This window comes from Silvimonas iriomotensis (assembly GCF_014645535.1).
Lineage (GTDB): Bacteria > Pseudomonadota > Gammaproteobacteria > Burkholderiales > Chitinibacteraceae > Silvimonas > Silvimonas iriomotensis.
Genome location: NZ_BMLX01000001.1, coordinates 254,816 through 271,097, shown reverse-complemented (window position 1 = coordinate 271,097; position 16,282 = coordinate 254,816). Strand labels below are relative to the sequence as shown.

The following is a 16,282-nucleotide window of genomic DNA, read 5'->3' as shown; positions in this document are numbered from 1 at the left end:
CCCTGCCTGTATCGAATTTTGTCAGCGACAAGTTGTTGTTATGCTGACCCCCATCCGGAAATTGGCCTTCGCGCTGACCGGGCACGAGGGCTGTGGTAAACGTTGAATCACAACGATGGTGTTGCAATGCGAGTTCATGGGTGGATGGGTCGTAGTCTGGTGCTGGGTATCGCCGTGTTTGTCGGGTACGTGCCCGCGCTGACGGCACACGCGACGCCGCTGGGCAGTTGCCTTGGCTTCAAGCCGCAAGACAAGGTGGTGATTGTTGAAGCCACCGACGTGGGCATGCAGACGGATATCGATGCCGCCGCCTTTGAGCTGGTCGATAGCGGCGCCATCCAGACGCTGGCCTTGCTGCCCGCCGGCAAAACATTTGATAGCGCGGCCCAGCGCGCGCGAACGCGCAATCTGAACGTGGGCATTACCCTGGCGCTGACCAACGAGGCACAGGACAAACTGCCCTGGCGCGGCGTGTTGCCGGCCGCCACCGTGCCCTCGCTCTACAATGGCCAGGGCAATCTCTGGCGCACCCCGGCCGAACTAGCCCAGCACGCGACGGAAATCGACGTGCGCCTGGAACTCAATGCCCAGATCGCCAAAGCGCGCGATGCCGGGCTCAGCATCAGTCATCTGGAACCGCGCAGTGCATTCTGGCGCGCCAGCCCCATGTTGACGCGGGTGTATCTCTCACTGGCCCGGCAAACCGGTTATGCCATGATTACCACGCTGGGCGACATGCCGCTGGATCGGCAACAGGCGCTCAACCGCAATGGCCAGCGCGCCGGCATCATCACGCCGGATACCGCCAGCTCCCTGATCACGCCCGCCACCAGTAAATCCGCGGACCGCACCGATGATTACGCCGCGCTGCTGCGGCGTATGCCGGCAGGCGTCAACCTGCTGTTTATCCGCCCTGCCCTGGGTACGCCCGCGGCCAAAGCCCAATTGTCTGATTTGCCGTTGCGGCAAGCGGATTACGCGGCCTGGAGTGATGCGGATTTACAAAAATCGGCCCAGCGCGACCGTATCCGTTTTACCAACTTCAATTCATTACAGTCATTGCAAGGGAAAATCAATGACGACACGGATGAGTGCCTGATGCAGGCATTCAACCAGTAGTTTTATGACTTTATCCGCAATCTGCAGGGCGCCTGTAACCAGCGATAAATGACATCTGGCTTATAAAGCTCAGACAAAACCTACAAGAAAGCGCGTGTGATTCTCATCAAATGCTGATTTTCTGACCTATATATAAATGCAAACTCATTCCGCCCAGCTCCGGCAGGAACGTTTTCACCGCTTTTATATAAATCAGCCTGACGAAGCGCCAGCCATATCGTCAAAGAGGGGATATCCGTGTTTTCCGGTCGCGTGCTGCCTGTCTGCATTCCTGTTGCCCTTGCCCTTTCCATTTCCCTTTCCGGTTGCGATAAAAAATCCGCCGCTCCCCAGCAACCGCCGCCCAAAGTGGCCGTCATGCAGATCCAGCCGCATGACATCGAAACCACATTTGAAATTGTCGGCCAGACTGCGGGCTACCGGCAGATTGAGGTGCGCGCACGGGTAGAAGGCATTCTGCTCAAGCGTGAATACACGGAAGGCAAACCGGTCAAGGCCGGCCAGTTGATGTTCCAGATTGACCCGGCGCCCTACAAGGCCGCGCTGGATCAGGCGGTGGGCGTAGAAGCCCAGGCCAAGGCGGCACTGGACAAAGCCACGGCAGACCGGGACCGGATCGTGCCGCTGTACAAGGAAAACGCCGTCTCCCGCAAGGATTACGACGACGCGATGTCCGCGTATGACTCGGCCGTTGCCAACGTGGCTTCTGCCAAAGCCAAAACCGAAGAAGCCCACATCAACCTGGGTTACACCAGTGTGGTCGCCCCGATTGATGGCATGGCCAGCAAGCTGAACTTCTCTGAAGGCAGCCTGGTGTCGCCTTCGGCCAACGGCGGTTTGCTGACCACCATCAACCAGCTCGATCCGCTGTACGCCAATTTCTCTTATTCGGAATCCGACAAGCTGATGCTGCAGCAACAAGCGCAGCGCGGCGAGATTGTGCTGCCTGCCGGCCAGCGCTTCCCGGTGAAGCTGCGCCTGTCTGACGGCACCTTGTACGATCGCAGCGGCACCATCGATTTCTCTGACAGCAAAGTGGATACCACCACCGGCACCATCAGCGCCCGGGCGATCATCCCCAACCCGCAGGGCAAATTGCTGCCCGGCCAGTTTGTGCGTGTGCTGGTGGGCGGCATCATCCACAAGAACGCCCTCTTGATCCCGCAGCGCGCCGTGGTACAGATCCAGGCAGACAAAGCCGTGCTGGTGGTCAACGACAAGAATGTGGTTGAGCCGCGCGTGGTACAACTGGGCGATACCTACGGCACCGACGTACTGGTCAACAGCGGCCTGAAGGGTGGCGAGCGCATTGTGGTGGAAGGTGTGCTCAAGGCGCACCCGGGATCACCGGTTGAGCCTGTTGCTGCCAGCGACGTTGCCGCCAGCGATGCCCCTGCCGCCGTTGCCCACACCAACGACGCGCAGTAAGGAGCGGCCATGTTCTCAAAGTTCTTTATTGAACGGCCGGTTTTTGCCAGCGTCATTTCCATCATCATCGTGCTGGCCGGTCTGGTCTCGATGAAGGCATTGCCGATCGAACAGTACCCGCAGATCGTGCCGCCGGTGGTGACCGTTACTGCCAACTACCCGGGCGCTTCGCCCCAGGTGATTGCCGAAACCGTGGCCGCGCCGATCGAGCAGCAGGTCAACGGTGTGGAAAGCATGCTGTACATGCAATCGTCGGCGGCCTCCAACGGCGCCATGACGCTGAACGTGTACTTTGCCATCGGCACAGACCCTGACCAGGCCACCATCAACACCAACAACCGCGTCCAGGCGGCCATGGCCCAGTTGCCGCAGGAAGTGCAGCGTCAGGGCGTGACGGTGAAGAAAAAATCCACCTCCATCCTGGCCTTTGTGACGCTGGATTCCTCCACTGGTGCCCAGGACGCGCTGTTCCTGTCCAACTACGCCACCTTGAACGTGGTCGATGAAATCAAGCGGATTCCCGGGATTGGTGATGTGTCCATCATCGGTAGCGGTGACTACGCCATGCGCGTCTGGCTGCGCCCGGACAAGGTTGCGCAACTGGGTCTGACGCCGACTGACGTGCAAAACGCCATTTCCGAGCAGAACCAGCAGTTCTCCGCTGGCAAGATCGGTGCAGAACCAAGCGATCCCAAGCGCCCGCAAGAGTTCACCTATACGGCAACTGCCAAGGGTCGTCTGTCCAGCATCAAGGAGTTTGAGGACATCATCGTCCGCGCCAACCCGGATGGCTCGCAAACCCGCGTGAAAGATGTGGCGCGGGTAGAACTGGGTTCCAACGCTTATGACGTGGTCGCCAAGCACAACGGCAAGCCGACCGTGGGTATCGCCCTCTACCTGCAACCGGGTGCCAACGCGCTGAAAACGCTGGAAGCCGTGCGCACCAAGATGGAGGAACTCAAGGGCCGCTTTCCGCATGGCCTGACGTACGACATCCCGTATGACACCACCACCTTCGTGAAGATTTCGGTCGAAGAAGTGGTTCACACGCTGTTTGAAGCCATCTTGCTGGTGTTCGTGGTGGTGTATGTGTTCTTGCAGAACGCACGCGCCACGCTGATCCCTTGCCTAGCCGTGCCGGTTTCGCTGATTGGTACCTTTGCCGGGATGGAGGCACTGGGTTTCTCCATCAACCTGTTGACCTTGTTCGGTATGGTGCTGGCGATCGGTATCGTGGTGGATGATGCGATCGTGGTGCTGGAAAACGTCGAACGGATCATGAGTACCGAACACCTGCCGCCCAAGGAAGCGGCCATCAAGGCCATGGAAGAAGTCTCCGGCCCGGTGGTGGCGATTGTGCTGGTGCTGTGCTCGGTGTTCCTGCCGGTCGCCTTCATGGGCGGCATGACGGGGGTGATGTACAAACAGTTTGCCGTCACGATTGCGGTCTCGGTGGTGATCTCCGGCCTGGTGGCGCTGACGCTGACGCCAGCCCTGTGCGCCTTGTTGCTCAAACCCACACACAGCAAGCCCAACCGGTTCTTCCGGGCTTTCAACAGTGGCTTTGACAAGATGACGAACAAATACGTCGGCGGTGTGGCGTTCCTGAACCGTCGCGTCGGCATTGCTTTCGTGATCTTCGGCGCCATGATCATCAGCCTGTTCCTGCTGTTCAAGACGGTCCCGGGTGGCCTTGTGCCTGATGAAGACCAGGGCTATCTGATGGTCATTCCGATCATGCCCGATGCCGCTTCGCTGGCACGGACCGAGGCCGTGACCGGGCAGCTTGATGCCGCCCTGACCAAGAACAAGGATGTGGCGCAAACGCTGACGTTCTCCGGCTTTGATCTGTTGTCCAGCACCTACCGCTCCAACGGTGCCGCCGCATTCGTGACACTGAAAGACTGGAAAGAGCGTAAAGGCGATGGCGAAGATTCGTTCTCGCTGGCGCGCAAGGTGATGTTTGCCGGCGCCCGCATCCGCGACGCCGTAGTGCTGGCCTTCAACCCGCCGCCCATTACCGGGATGTCGACCACGGGCGGTCTTGAAGCGTATATCCAGAGCCGTGGCACTACTGATCCTGCCGCCATCCAGCAGGCGATCCAGTCTTACCTGGAAGCGGCCAAGAAACGGCCCGAGTTCTCTGCGGTCAGCACCACTTACCGCGCCACCGTGCCGCAGGTGTTTTTTGATCTGGATCGCGACAAGGCCAAGACGCTGGGCGTACCGGTGAACCAGGTGTTCAACACCATCGCGGCTACCTTCGGCGCGCAATACGTCAACGACTTCAACATCTTTGGTCGTACCTACAAGGTGCAATTGCAGTCTGAAGCAGATTTCCGCTCTTCTGCCGACGACATGCGCAACGTGTATGTGCGGTCCAACAATGGCCAGATGATTCCGCTCAGCGCCATGGTCACGGTCAAGCCCGTGGTCGGCCCTGAGCTGGTGGAGCGGTTCAACGTCTTCTCCGCCGGCAAGGTCATGCTGACGCCGGCGCCGGGTTACTCCACCGGCCAGGCCATTGCTGCGGCCGAAGAAGTGGCAGATTCGGTGCTCACCAGCGACTTCACCCTGACCTGGATGGGTAGCGCGTACCAGGAAAAACTGGCGGGCAGCACGTCCACGCAGGCCTTTGTGTTCGGGATCATCATGGTGTTCCTGATCCTGGCCGCGCAGTATGAACGCTGGACCCTGCCGATTGCCGTGGTTACCGCGGTGCCGTTCGGGCTCTTTGGTGCCTTGCTGGCGGTGTGGCTGGTTGGTCTGAACAACGATGTGTATTTCCAGATCGGCCTCGTGACACTGATCGGCCTGGCGGCAAAGAACGCCATTCTGATCGTGGAATTTGCGGTTGAAAAACACCACGAGGGCATGTCGCTGTATGACGCCGCGCTGGAAGCCGCCCGCCTGCGTTTCCGCCCGATCGTGATGACTTCGCTCGCCTTTATCCTGGGTTGCGTGCCGCTGGTGACCTCTTCGGGCGCCGGCGCAGCCAGCCGTCACTCCATCGGTACTGGCGTGATTGGCGGCATGCTGGCGGCCACCTGCATTGCCACCTTCTTTGTGCCGCTCTTCTTCCGCCTGATCATGGGGATGGGCAGCAAGAAGAAAAAACCGGATGAACCGCCGGCACCGGCACTTGAGCATCAGGGGGCTGATCATGAATAAGCCCGTCAAAGTGCTGCCCCTGACCGCCTTGCGCCGCGCCCTGCTCTGCACCCTGTTCGCTGTGGCCTTGCCCGGTTGCGCCTTCATGCAGCCCGACAAAACAGCCCCGGCAACCGAGTTGCCGGCTGCGGACAAAATGCAGACCGATGCCGGCTGGATCGACACCCACTGGTGGGACCAGTTTGGCGACCCGCTGCTGGCGCAGTTGATCCAGACCGCACGTGCCAATAACCAGAACCTGGCGCAGGCCGTGGCGCGCGTCGATCAAGCCCGCGCAGTGCTGGGGATCAATTCCTCGGCACAGCTGCCACAACTGAACCTGCAAGGCGCTGGCGCCAGGCAGATGGTTTCCGGCAAAGGCCCGCAAGCGACGCTGGGCACTTATAACGACTACCAGCTGGCCGGTGTCGCCACATGGGAACTCGATATCTGGGGGCGTCTGGCCAACCTGACCGAAGGCGCACGACGTGACTTGCTGGCAGCGGAATACAACCGCGATGCCGTCAGCCTGGCGCTGGATGCCGAAGTTGCGCAGACGTATTTCAATCTGATCGCGCTGGATGGTCAGTTGCAGATCGCGCGCGACACCATCCAGTCCCGCGTGGAAAGTTACGATCTGCAGTCCAAACGCTTCAAGGGCGGGTTGATCTCGGAACTGGATGTGCGTCAGTCCGAGGCTGAATTGAACACCGCGCAGGCGACCGAACCCAATCTGGTGGGCGAGATCGCGCAGACTGAATCAGCGCTGGCGGTACTGTTGGGCGAAACGCCCAAGCAGATCATCGAGACCCTGCCCGAGCGCGGCAAACGCATAGACGAGATCGGCCACCCGCCGGTGATTCCTGCCGGCCTGCCCTCTGACCTGTTGCTGCGCCGACCGGATATCCAGCAGGCAGAAGCCACGCTGATCGGCGCGCGGGCGCGGGTTGAAGCGGCCCGGGCGGCGTATTTCCCGACCATCAGCCTGACCGGGCTGGCGGGCGTGGAAAGCCTGGCGTTTGGCGACCTCTTTACCGGTGCCGCCAAGACATGGTCGTTTGCCGGCAACCTGGGCATGCCGCTGTTTAACGGCGGCCTGACCGCAGCGCAAGTCGATCAGGCACGCGGCGTGGAAAGAGAAGCGCTGGCGGCCTACCGCGGGACGGTGCAGAACGCGTTTGGCGATGTACGCGGTGCGCTGGTGGTGAACGATCAGGCAGCCAAAGCCACCCAGGCGCTGCAGAACAAGGTGCAGGCGCTGACCCGCCAGTTACGGCTGGCCAATCTGCGCTACGACAACGGTTATTCCAGCTATCTGGACGTGCTCGATACCGAACGCAACCTGTTTGATGCGCGGCTTTCGCTGGTCCAGGCCCAGTTGTCTGAACTGAATGATCGCGTGGCGTTGTACAAGGCTGTGGGGGGCGGTTGGCGGCTTAGTGAAGATCAGGCGGCCAGCAGTGCGCAAAAAGCCACACCCTGATTATTGCCGCCAACAAACACCAACCCGTTTTGCACGCCATTGATCAGCCATAAACCACGGCCCGCAGCCTGACAGACTGCGGGCCGTTTTCATTCATTGCATGCACCAGTGCAGTGCAGAACAGATCAGGCCACGGGTTGGTCACCGGAAAACACGCCATGGAAATGCCGCGATTGCCCGTCTGGCAGCGGTGATTTTTCAGGTGGGCACGCATCCTGCTTGGGGCCGTAACGCAGGCCAGCAACGGGTTTGCGGCCGGCGCACCCTTTCTGTGAACACCAGCCCACACCGCGTCGCAGCAAGTTTGCGTCCTGGCTCGGGAATATGTCACAAATGCAAAACTAAAGACTTGACTGTAAGGGAAAGCAGCAGGTGTTCGCTCAAAACTGCGGCGGGTAAGGTTGACCGAAGCAACTGTTATGGTTGATTTCATAGCTGACTGCATCCGTTCCAACGAACACAACCCCGTGGGATCGCCTCCAGACGTCTGCCTTTTGCCACAAGCAAGGCGACAGTGGCAGCGGCTCCATAAGCGCCCGTCCACAGGTTCATTCGTCAGTTTTGCCAGTTACAGATACAAGCAGTCATCAGAGGATGAAGCAACGTGGATATTTTTCTGCAACAGATCATCAATGGTCTGGTGATCGGTAGCATTTATGCGCTGATCGCGCTGGGCTACACGATGGTGTACGGGATCATGCAGCTGATCAATTTTGCCCACGGCGAAATTGTCATGTTCGGCGCCATGGTGACCATTACCTGCATCAACGTGCTGGTCGGGCACAACATTCATTTGCCGGGGCCGCTGATGCTGCTGGCAGGCCTTTTGATGGCCATTCCGGTTTCCGCGCTGTTGGGGTTTGCGGTGGAACGCATCGCTTACCGGCCTTTGCGCCGCGCACCGCGTCTGGCGCCGCTGATCACGGCCATTGGGGTATCGATTGTGCTGCAACAGGTCGCCAGCCTGATCTGGGGCCGCAGCTACCGGCCGTTTCCGGAAATCCTGCCGCAAACCGTGCATGATTTCTTTGGCGCCGCGATCACCGATCTGCAAGTCGCCATCGTCATCCTGGCCATCGTGCTGATGGCGGGGCTGTTTTTCATGATCGAAAAGACCAAACTGGGCCGCGCCATGCGGGCCACCGCCCAGAACCCGGAAGTCGCCGGGCTGATGGGTGTGAACATCAACAACATCATTTCCATGACCTTCATCACCGGTTCCGCGCTGGGCGCGGTCGCGGGCGTGATGGTGGCGGCCAACTACGATCAGGCACACCCCTATATGGGCTTTCTGATTGGCCTTAAAGCCTTCACCGCCGCGGTGCTGGGTGGCATCGGCAACCTGCAGGGCGCCGTGCTGGGCGGGATCACGCTGGGCATTATCGAGAGCCTGGGTTCTGGTTATCTGGGTGATCTGACTGGCGGTTTCCTTGGCAGCAACTACAAGGACATCTTTGCCTTCCTGGTGCTGATCCTGGTGCTGGTATTCCGCCCGTCCGGCCTGTTGGGCGAACGCGTTGCCGAGCGCGCCTGAGCGGAGAGAACCAGATATGTATCCTGCTTTTCTGAAAACCCATCGTCAGCGGCAAATTGCGCTGTTTGTGTTTGCTGCCGTGCTGCTGGTCTTGCCTTGGGTGCTGGGCGCCGGTTTTGCCAATGGCAAGTCGTGGATTCGGGCCGTTGATTTCGCGCTCTTGTACATCATGCTGGCGCTGGGCCTGAACATTGTGGTCGGCTTTGCCGGTCTGCTGGATCTGGGTTACATCGCCTTTTACGCCGTCGGCGCGTATTGCTATGCCATTTTCAATTCACCGCAATTGCAAGCGGTAATGCCCATCTGGATGCAGCATCCGCCGTTTTTGATCATGGTGGTGCTGTGTGCGCTGGTGGCCTGCATCTTTGGTATTTTGCTGGGCACGCCAACCTTGAAACTGCGCGGCGATTATCTGGCGATTGTGACGCTGGGCTTTGGCGAGATCGTGCGCATCTTCATGAACAACCTGGATCGCCCGATCAACATCACCAACGGCCCGCAAGGCATCAACAATATCAACCCGGTGCACCTGGCAGGTTATGACTTCGGCAAGCCAATTTACTGGATGGGCCTGAAGTTCGAGATGGTGCACACGTATTACTACCTGATCCTGGCGTTCTGCTGCCTGATCATCTTTGTGACGCAACGCTTGCAGTATTCGCGCATCGGCCGCGCCTGGGTGGCCATCCGGGAAGACGAAATCGCCGCCAACGCCATGGGCATCAATACCCGAAACGTCAAGCTGCTGGCCTTTGCCATGGGCGCCTCATTTGGTGGTGTGTCCGGCGCGCTGTTTGCCAGCTTCCAGGGCTTTGTCAGCCCGGAATCCTTTGTGCTGATGGAGTCCATCATGGTGTTGTGCATGGTGGTGCTGGGCGGCATGGGCAATATTCCAGGTGTGATCCTGGGGGCGATTCTGGTGTCGATCGTGCCGGAAATCCTGCGTGACGTGATCAACCCCTTGCAAGAGGGCCTGTTTGGCCGCCGGCTGATTGATCCGGAAAACCTGCGCATGCTGCTGTTCGGTCTGGCCATGATCATCATCATGCTGCTGCGCCCGGAGGGTCTGTGGCCGTCGCGCCGCCGCCGTGCCGAGTTGCACGCCACCGATGCCGTTGCTGAACAAGAGAAGTCCGGTTTGCAGGACGCGGAGCGTGCCCATGGCTGAAACATTGCTGAGTATTGAAGGCATTCACAAACGCTTTGGCGGGCTGCACGCGCTGAACGATGTGGGCCTGACCATCAACAAGGGCGAAATCTACGGTTTGATCGGGCCGAACGGCGCCGGCAAGACCACGCTCTTTAATGTGCTGACGGGGCTGTATCAGCCCGATGAAGGCACATTTGTCTTCAACAGCATCAACCTGTTCCGGCAAAAACCGTATGTCGTGGTCGAGAGCGGCATTGCGCGCACGTTCCAGAACATCCGGCTGTTTGCCAATATGACCGCGCTGGAAAACGTCATGGTCGGCCAGCATGTGCGCACTCGCGCCGGCGTGCTGGGCGCGGTGTTCCGTGGCCCGAAAACCCGCGCCGAAGAAGCCAAAATCCGCGCCCGGGCGCTGGAGTTGCTGGCTTATGTCGGTATCCAGAAACATGCTGAAGAAACCGCACGCAATCTCTCTTATGGCGATCAGCGCCGGCTGGAAATTGCGCGGGCGCTGGGCACCAACCCTACCCTGCTGGCGCTGGATGAACCCGCTGCCGGCATGAACCCGAAAGAAACCGTGGCGCTTAAAGCGCTGCTGGAAAAAATCCGCGGTGACGGGGTGACGGTGTTGCTGATCGAACACGACGTCAAACTGATGATGGGCCTGTGTGATCGTATTGCCGTGCTGGATTACGGCAAGAAAATTGCAGAAGGCGTCCCGGCAGAGATCAAGAATGATCCACGCGTGATTGAAGCTTACCTTGGAGTCGCTCCGGAATGAGTACACCGCTGTTGCAAGTCAAAGACCTGAAAGTGGCCTACGGTGGCATCCAGGCGGTGAAAGGCATTGATCTGGAAATCAACAAGGGCGAACTCGTGGCGCTGATTGGCGCCAACGGCGCCGGCAAAACCACCACGCTCAAAACACTGGTGGGCATGCTCAAACCCGCTGGGGGCGAGATCCTGTACGAAGGCCAGCCGACGCTCAAGCTGCCCTCTTACGCTTATGTCAAAAACGGGCTGGCCATGGTGCCGGAAGGCCGGGGGATTTTTTCGCGCCTGACCGTGGAAGAAAACCTGCAGATGGGTGCCTACACGCGTGACGACAAAGCCGATATCGCCATTGATATGGAACGCGTCTATCAACTGTTTCCGCGTCTGAAAGAGCGGCAAAAGCAGCTGGCGGGCACGTTGTCCGGTGGCGAGCAACAGATGGTGGCCATGGGCCGCGCCATCATGAGCCGCCCGCGCTTGTTGTTGCTGGACGAACCGTCCATGGGTCTGGCGCCGATCATCGTGCAGAAGATTTTTGAAATCATCCGCATGATCGCCGCCGAGGGCGTGACCATGTTGCTGGTCGAACAGAACGCCCGCCTGGCCCTGCAAACCGCCAACCGCGGCTATGTGATGGAGTCCGGCAAGATCACGCTGGCCGATACGGCGGCCAACCTGCTGGCCAATGAGAGCATCCAGCACGCCTACCTTGGTGAATAAGCGCCCTGCCCGGCGCTTGCCACACCACGAAACGGGTCGCATCATGCGACCCGTTTGCTTATTGCCGCACAGACCATGATCGCTGCCTCTTTCCTGATCAAGAACGCCATCAGCGCGCTCTTGCTGCCGCCGGGTATCCACATCGCGCTGGGCGTGCTCAGCCTGGTTTTGTGGCGGCGCCGCTCAGCGCTGGCGCGCGCCCTGCTGGCGTTCAACCTGGCCACCATGTATGCCTTGTCGACCCCGCTCATCAGCCATGCCCTGATCGCCACGCTGGAGCCGCCGCCCATTACGCCGGCGGCGCTGGCGCAGACCGATGCAATTGTCTGTCTGGGCGGCGGCACCGTGTTTGGCGCCCTGCAAACGCCGGATGAACGTGATGTGAACGCCACCAGCGCCGAGCGCGTGCGCTATACAGCGCGCCTGGCCCGCGCCACCGGCAAGCCTGTGGCACTCTCTGGCGGGGCTGCCTTTGGCGAAACCGTCAGCGAGGCCGAACTGATGGCGCGCGTCTTGCGTCAGGACTATGGCATTACGCCGGTCTGGACCGAAACCCGCGCGCTCGATACAGCCGACAACGCCACGTTTCTGGCGCAGCAAATGCTGCCGCGCTATCGGCGCATTGCGCTGGTCTCCAGCGCCTGGCATCTGGCGCGCGCGCAACTGGTATTCCGGCGTGCCGGGTTTGAGGTCACGCTGGCGCCGACCTCGTACCAGAATCAGCGGCCGTTCTCCGCGCTACAATTGCTGCCCGCGCCCGATGGCCTGAGCACCAGCTATTGGGCGCTGCACGAATATCTGGGCATGCTCTGGTATCGCCGTTAGCCGCTCAGGCGCGCGTGGCCGCCAGCGTCTGGCGAATGCCCTCTTCGTACGATGTCTTGTGAATGGCGCCAAGCAGTTGATGCAGCGCGCTGTCATCCATGATGACGGGCTCGGTTTGCAAGTAATGCATCTCCACCATCTCGCGCAGCATGGGGTTGAACAAACCCAGAAGGCGCAGGCCCAGCTTGCCCAGTACGCGCGTGCGCAGGGTTGAGCCGGCGGCGGCAAAAATCTGTTGTGCCAGTTGCTTCTGGCTGGTTACCCCGGCCCCGGCCAGATGCCACACCCGGCCATACGCTTGCGGTTCAGCGGCAAGCCGCAACGCCACCGGGCCCACGTCTGGCACAAACACGAACTCGTGCGGGGTATCAATCGGGCCGATCATGTCTGCGGTTTTGCCTGCAACCGCCGCTTTGAAGACGCCATCCAGAAAGCTTTTCTCCACGCCCGGACCGTAGAAATCGGGCAGGCGCAACACCGTGCCCTGAATACGGCCGGCGGCATGCGCGGCCAGCAGCAAATCTTCTTGTTCCTTGCGCCGCATCCCCTTGAAGGTGTGCGGCTGGCGCGGGTGTGCTTCGGTGACGCGCGCTTGTTGCGGGCGACCATAAGGGTAGACCGTGCCGATCAGCACAAAGCGTTTTACGCCAGCAGCAATGGCGGCTTCCAGCGTGCGGCCCAGCAAAACAGGGTGCAATTCAAACTGCCAGTACGGCACACCGACCATGTAAATCACCGTGTCCATGCCTTGCAGCGCCGCTTTGATGGAATCCGCATCGTCCGGGTTCCAGGTCACCCGCTCCACCAGAGCATCCGCCCCGAACTGCTGTTGCAGCGCCGAGGCCGAGCGCGCAATCGCCCGCCAGTGCTGCCCGGCTGCCGACAACGCCTGGCCAATGCTGTGACCGATAGCACCCGTGGCACCCACCAATGCGGTTTTTTCCATGATCGACTCTCCTGTGAACACTTCAATATTTACTGAACGATGTTTACTAAACAGTGTTCATAATATATTGACGCTTCATTTCGTCAAGCCATAAACTGCAGTCATGGCTATCTCAGACAGAAAAGAACGACAGAAGGCGCAACTGCGCGAACTCATCCTTGAAGCCGCCCGCGAGATCGTGGTGCGGGAGGGATTTGCTGCGCTATCCATGCGCAAAATCGCAGATGCCATTGAATATTCGCCTGCCACCCTCTATCTGCATTTTGAGAATCGTGATGCGATTGCCCGCGCCATCTGCGCTGCGGGCTATGCAGATTTTGCGCGTGAGCTGGTGCCGGCCATGGAAAATGAACCAGACCCGATCCAGCGGCTGCAGATCATGGCCAGGTCTTATGTGGATTTCGGCCTGACGCATCCCGAGACTTACCGGCTGATTTTTATGGTCAGCCCGGAATACGCCAGCGCGCTCTCTGACGGCAATGACGAAGAGCGTGCGGGCGAGAAAGCTTTTTTTGAACTGGTTGGCGCGTTTACCCAATTGCGGGCCGCCAACCGCTTGCGCAGTGAACTGACAGACGCGCAACTGGCAGAAATGCTCTGGGCCAGCCTGCATGGCATCGTGAGCCTGAAGCTCACCTGCCCGCTGTTTGTCAGCCAGAGCGCAGAAGTGCTGGCGCAACACACCTTGCAGACGCAGCTGTACGGCCTGCTGGATGCGCCGCCTGCGCCTGCCGCAACATGAAACCGGATACCTGCCGCGCCCGGCGCGGCCCAATGAGGAGTTACTCGTGCACTTTGAACACCTGGTCCAGATCAACGACCCGCTGAACCCGCTGCTGGAAAGCCTGACCGCAGAACAGGTATGGCAGGCGCTGCTCTGGCGCGCCGAAAAACCGCAGGATTTTCAGGAAGACATCACCGAGGTGGTCATTCATGAACGCGGTGATGATTACCTGGTGCGCTCGTTCCGCCTGGGCAAACTGCACGTGCGCGACCATATCGAATGGGAAGAAGGCCGCACGATCGATTTTCACACCCAGCCCAACGATGAGCATTCTGGCGGCCGCCTGACCATTACCATCGAAGCCCCGGACGAAGCCCAATTGTTTGTGCGCTTCACCTACAACACACCGCTGCCAGAAACCGTTGCCCCGGGCAGTGATGACGCCAGCGACGCGTATTTTGCCTCGTATGTGAAATCGGCCTATCACGCGGCGGATGTCGATACGGTGCGGCGTATTCGTGAACTCGCCGCCGCGGGCCAGCTCAAGTCTTGAGATAACGCAATATCCAGCACACCAAGGCCGGGCGTAATACCCGGCCTTTTTTTGACTCTGCAAAGCCATACACATCATGCGTCAAGGCGCCATTCAGGCAGCGCTGGCCTACCTTATCTGGGGCCTGCTGCCGCTTTATCTGAAATCACTGCATGGCGTAGCGCCGCTGGAAATCCTGCTCTGCCGCATGGTCTGGGCGCTGTTTTTCCTGGTCGGCGTGCTGCTTTGGCGCCACCACTGGGCATGGCTGGGTCATGCCGTGCGCCAGCCGCGGCTGATCGGCATTTTCATGCTGAGCGCGCTCTTGCTGTCGACCAACTGGTTTTTGTATATCTGGGCGGTCACCCACAACCAGGTGATTGATGCCAGTCTGGGTTATTTCATCAACCCGCTGGTCAGTGTGCTGCTGGGCGTGGTGTTCCTGCACGAACGCTTGCGTGCGGGCCAGTGGGCGTCCATTGGCGTGGCGGCGGCCGGCGTGATCTGGCTGACCGTGCAGGCCGGCCATTTACCGTGGATTGCCCTCGGGCTGGCTGGCTCGTTCGGGGTTTACGGCCTGTTGCGCAAAACCGCCCCGCTGGGCGCGCTGGAAGGGCTGACGCTGGAAACGCTGGTGCTGTTTCCGTTTGCGCTCTTCTGGTTGACCCTGCTTGCCAGTCAGGGCCAGAGCGCACTGCTTGGCGGCAGCACGCCGCTGCAAGGCCTGCTGGTGCTGGCCGGGCCAATCACCGCCATCCCGCTGCTGCTGTTTGCTGCGGGGGCGCGCAAGATTCCGTTGTCGCTGCTGGGGTTGTTGCAATACATCGGCCCGACGGTGCAGTTGCTACTGGGCGCGCTGCTCTGGCACGAACCGTTCTCCGGCCCGCGCTTGCTGGGTTTTGCAGTGATCTGGCTGGCGCTTGTGCTGTACACCGCAGAAGGGTTTTATATGGCGCGAATGAAAAAGACCTAACGCCGTTCATTCGCGCCGGCCCCTGGGTGTTAGTTGTTCAGCCCGGCGTCTTCGCGCGCCAGGCTGGCAATGGCAGACCAGTCCGCACCTGCCAGGCCCTGCGCCATCCCGCGCACAAAGCGATCCCGCACCACGCTGGCAAACGGCAGCGGCACGTTATGCGCCTCTGCCGCCTGCAGCACCAGACGATTGTCTTTTGCCCCCAGCGGCAAGGCAAAACCCGGGTTCTTGTAACCACCCGTGGTAATGAGCTTGCCGTAGATCTGGTAAACCGGTGCGCCAAAGATGGTGCCGGTGAGCACTTCCATCAGTTTTTCTGGCGCAACCCCGGTTTTTTCCGCCAGCGCAGCGCCCTCGCCCAGGCCTTCAATCACGCAACTGATCAGGAAATTGCCGATCAGCTTCACGACCGCCGCCTGTTCTGGCTGATCACCCACTTCAAACAGCTTCTGCCCGACGGCTTCCAGCACCGGGCGCACCTGATCAATATGTGCGGGCTTGCCTGCTGCGGCCACAAACAGTTTGCCTGCCGCCGCCGCATCTGGCCGGCCGAATACCGGGGCCGATACCAGACCGGAACCGTGCCGTGCGTGCGCCGCGGCCAAAGAGGCCACCAGCGCCTGGCTGACCGTGCTCATGCTGATATGGACAGCGTTTTGCGCCAGCCCCGCCAGCAGGCCGTCTTCACCCAGCGTGACGGCTTGCAGCGCGTTGTCATCTGCCACCATGGTCAGGACAGCATCCTGGCCGGCGGCCAGCGCCCGCGGGCTGTCCGCCCATGCCGCGCCTTCGGCCAGCAACGGCGCGGCTTTTTCCTTGCTGCGGTTAAACACCGTCAAACTGTGGCCGGCACGCAAGATATTGTGGGCAATCCCCACGCCCATACTGCCAAGACCGATCAGACCGACTTTCATTGTGGTATCT

At 60.2% G+C, this 16,282-nt stretch carries 15 protein-coding genes; 12 read left to right on the top strand and 3 right to left on the bottom strand.

What is annotated here, in order from left to right:
* Positions 1-126: 126 nt before the first annotated feature.
* The 4 genes from IEX57_RS01220 (at position 127) to IEX57_RS01205 (ending at position 7,180) form a co-directional block, all read left to right on the top strand.
* Positions 127-1,119, top strand: coding sequence for a ChbG/HpnK family deacetylase (locus tag IEX57_RS01220; RefSeq protein ID WP_188701498.1), 993 nt, complete (start codon positions 127-129; stop codon positions 1,117-1,119).
* A gap of 357 nt (positions 1,120-1,476) precedes the next feature.
* On the top strand, positions 1,477-2,547 hold the full coding sequence (locus IEX57_RS01215) for an efflux RND transporter periplasmic adaptor subunit (protein WP_229708585.1): 1,071 nt from the start codon (positions 1,477-1,479) through the stop codon (positions 2,545-2,547).
* A gap of 9 nt (positions 2,548-2,556) precedes the next feature.
* Positions 2,557-5,718, top strand: coding sequence for an efflux RND transporter permease subunit (locus tag IEX57_RS01210; RefSeq protein ID WP_188701496.1), 3,162 nt, complete (start codon positions 2,557-2,559; stop codon positions 5,716-5,718).
* Complete coding sequence (locus IEX57_RS01205; protein ID WP_188701495.1) at positions 5,711-7,180, top strand: efflux transporter outer membrane subunit; 1,470 nt, start codon at positions 5,711-5,713, stop codon at positions 7,178-7,180. Before IEX57_RS01210 ends, IEX57_RS01205 begins: the two co-directional genes overlap by 8 nt.
* Before the next feature lie 43 nt (positions 7,181-7,223).
* On the opposite strand, the gene IEX57_RS01200 is transcribed toward IEX57_RS01205, so the two are convergent.
* Positions 7,224-7,613: a hypothetical protein gene (locus IEX57_RS01200; protein WP_188701493.1), complete on the bottom strand. Its 390-nt coding sequence runs from the start codon at positions 7,611-7,613 to the stop codon at positions 7,224-7,226.
* Positions 7,614-7,784: 171 nt separating this feature from the next.
* On the opposite strand from IEX57_RS01200, the gene IEX57_RS01195 reads away from it, so the two are divergent.
* From IEX57_RS01195 to IEX57_RS01175, 5 genes are all read left to right on the top strand, one after another.
* Positions 7,785-8,714 (top strand): branched-chain amino acid ABC transporter permease, encoded by a 930-nt coding sequence (locus IEX57_RS01195; RefSeq protein WP_188701491.1) that lies wholly within the window; start codon positions 7,785-7,787, stop codon positions 8,712-8,714.
* Between the two features lie 16 nt (positions 8,715-8,730).
* A complete protein-coding gene (locus IEX57_RS01190) occupies positions 8,731-9,882 on the top strand; it encodes a branched-chain amino acid ABC transporter permease (protein WP_188701489.1) in 1,152 nt (383 codons plus the stop codon).
* Complete coding sequence (locus IEX57_RS01185) at positions 9,875-10,645, top strand: ABC transporter ATP-binding protein (protein WP_188701487.1); 771 nt, start codon at positions 9,875-9,877, stop codon at positions 10,643-10,645. The genes IEX57_RS01190 and IEX57_RS01185 overlap by 8 nt, the downstream gene beginning before the upstream one ends.
* Complete coding sequence (locus IEX57_RS01180) at positions 10,642-11,358, top strand: ABC transporter ATP-binding protein (protein ID WP_188701485.1); 717 nt, start codon at positions 10,642-10,644, stop codon at positions 11,356-11,358. The genes IEX57_RS01185 and IEX57_RS01180 overlap by 4 nt, the downstream gene beginning before the upstream one ends.
* 75 nt (positions 11,359-11,433) lie before the next feature.
* Entirely contained in the window at positions 11,434-12,183 is a 750-nt protein-coding gene (locus tag IEX57_RS01175) for a YdcF family protein (protein ID WP_188701483.1), read from the top strand.
* A 4-nt stretch (positions 12,184-12,187) separates the two neighbouring features.
* On the opposite strand, the gene IEX57_RS01170 is transcribed toward IEX57_RS01175, so the two are convergent.
* Positions 12,188-13,129, bottom strand: coding sequence for an NAD-dependent epimerase/dehydratase family protein (locus IEX57_RS01170; RefSeq protein WP_188701462.1), 942 nt, complete (start codon positions 13,127-13,129; stop codon positions 12,188-12,190).
* Between the two features lie 103 nt (positions 13,130-13,232).
* Between IEX57_RS01170 and IEX57_RS01165 the strand changes: the two genes are divergently transcribed.
* From IEX57_RS01165 to rarD, 3 genes are all read left to right on the top strand, one after another.
* Positions 13,233-13,871, top strand: coding sequence for a TetR/AcrR family transcriptional regulator (locus IEX57_RS01165; RefSeq protein ID WP_188701461.1), 639 nt, complete (start codon positions 13,233-13,235; stop codon positions 13,869-13,871).
* A 46-nt stretch (positions 13,872-13,917) separates the two neighbouring features.
* A complete protein-coding gene (locus IEX57_RS01160; protein ID WP_188701458.1) occupies positions 13,918-14,406 on the top strand; it encodes an AtaL-like protein in 489 nt (162 codons plus the stop codon).
* 76 nt (positions 14,407-14,482) lie between these two features.
* Positions 14,483-15,358, top strand: coding sequence for an EamA family transporter RarD (gene rarD / locus IEX57_RS01155; protein WP_188701456.1), 876 nt, complete (start codon positions 14,483-14,485; stop codon positions 15,356-15,358).
* Positions 15,359-15,387: 29 nt separating this feature from the next.
* On the opposite strand, the gene IEX57_RS01150 is transcribed toward rarD, so the two are convergent.
* Positions 15,388-16,272 (bottom strand): NAD(P)-dependent oxidoreductase, encoded by an 885-nt coding sequence (locus tag IEX57_RS01150; protein WP_188701454.1) that lies wholly within the window; start codon positions 16,270-16,272, stop codon positions 15,388-15,390.
* Positions 16,273-16,282: the final 10 nt, after the last annotated feature.

What these genes read in the sequence shown, in the direction of transcription:
- IEX57_RS01220 (WP_188701498.1), top strand. Translation starts at nt 127, where the DNA reads ATGCGAGTTCATGGGTGGATGGGTCGTAGTCTGGTGCTGGGTATCGCC.
- IEX57_RS01215 (WP_229708585.1), top strand. Translation starts at nt 1,477, where the DNA reads ATGCAGATCCAGCCGCATGACATCGAAACCACATTTGAAATTGTCGGC.
- IEX57_RS01210 (WP_188701496.1), top strand. Translation starts at nt 2,557, where the DNA reads ATGTTCTCAAAGTTCTTTATTGAACGGCCGGTTTTTGCCAGCGTCATT.
- IEX57_RS01205 (WP_188701495.1), top strand. Translation starts at nt 5,711, where the DNA reads ATGAATAAGCCCGTCAAAGTGCTGCCCCTGACCGCCTTGCGCCGCGCC.
- IEX57_RS01200 (WP_188701493.1), bottom strand. Translation starts at nt 7,613, where the DNA reads ATGAAATCAACCATAACAGTTGCTTCGGTCAACCTTACCCGCCGCAGT.
- IEX57_RS01190 (WP_188701489.1), top strand. Translation starts at nt 8,731, where the DNA reads ATGTATCCTGCTTTTCTGAAAACCCATCGTCAGCGGCAAATTGCGCTG.
- IEX57_RS01185 (WP_188701487.1), top strand. Translation starts at nt 9,875, where the DNA reads ATGGCTGAAACATTGCTGAGTATTGAAGGCATTCACAAACGCTTTGGC.
- IEX57_RS01180 (WP_188701485.1), top strand. Translation starts at nt 10,642, where the DNA reads ATGAGTACACCGCTGTTGCAAGTCAAAGACCTGAAAGTGGCCTACGGT.
- IEX57_RS01175 (WP_188701483.1), top strand. Translation starts at nt 11,434, where the DNA reads ATGATCGCTGCCTCTTTCCTGATCAAGAACGCCATCAGCGCGCTCTTG.
- IEX57_RS01170 (WP_188701462.1), bottom strand. Translation starts at nt 13,129, where the DNA reads ATGGAAAAAACCGCATTGGTGGGTGCCACGGGTGCTATCGGTCACAGC.
- IEX57_RS01165 (WP_188701461.1), top strand. Translation starts at nt 13,233, where the DNA reads ATGGCTATCTCAGACAGAAAAGAACGACAGAAGGCGCAACTGCGCGAA.
- rarD (WP_188701456.1), top strand. Translation starts at nt 14,483, where the DNA reads ATGCGTCAAGGCGCCATTCAGGCAGCGCTGGCCTACCTTATCTGGGGC.
- IEX57_RS01150 (WP_188701454.1), bottom strand. Translation starts at nt 16,272, where the DNA reads ATGAAAGTCGGTCTGATCGGTCTTGGCAGTATGGGCGTGGGGATTGCC.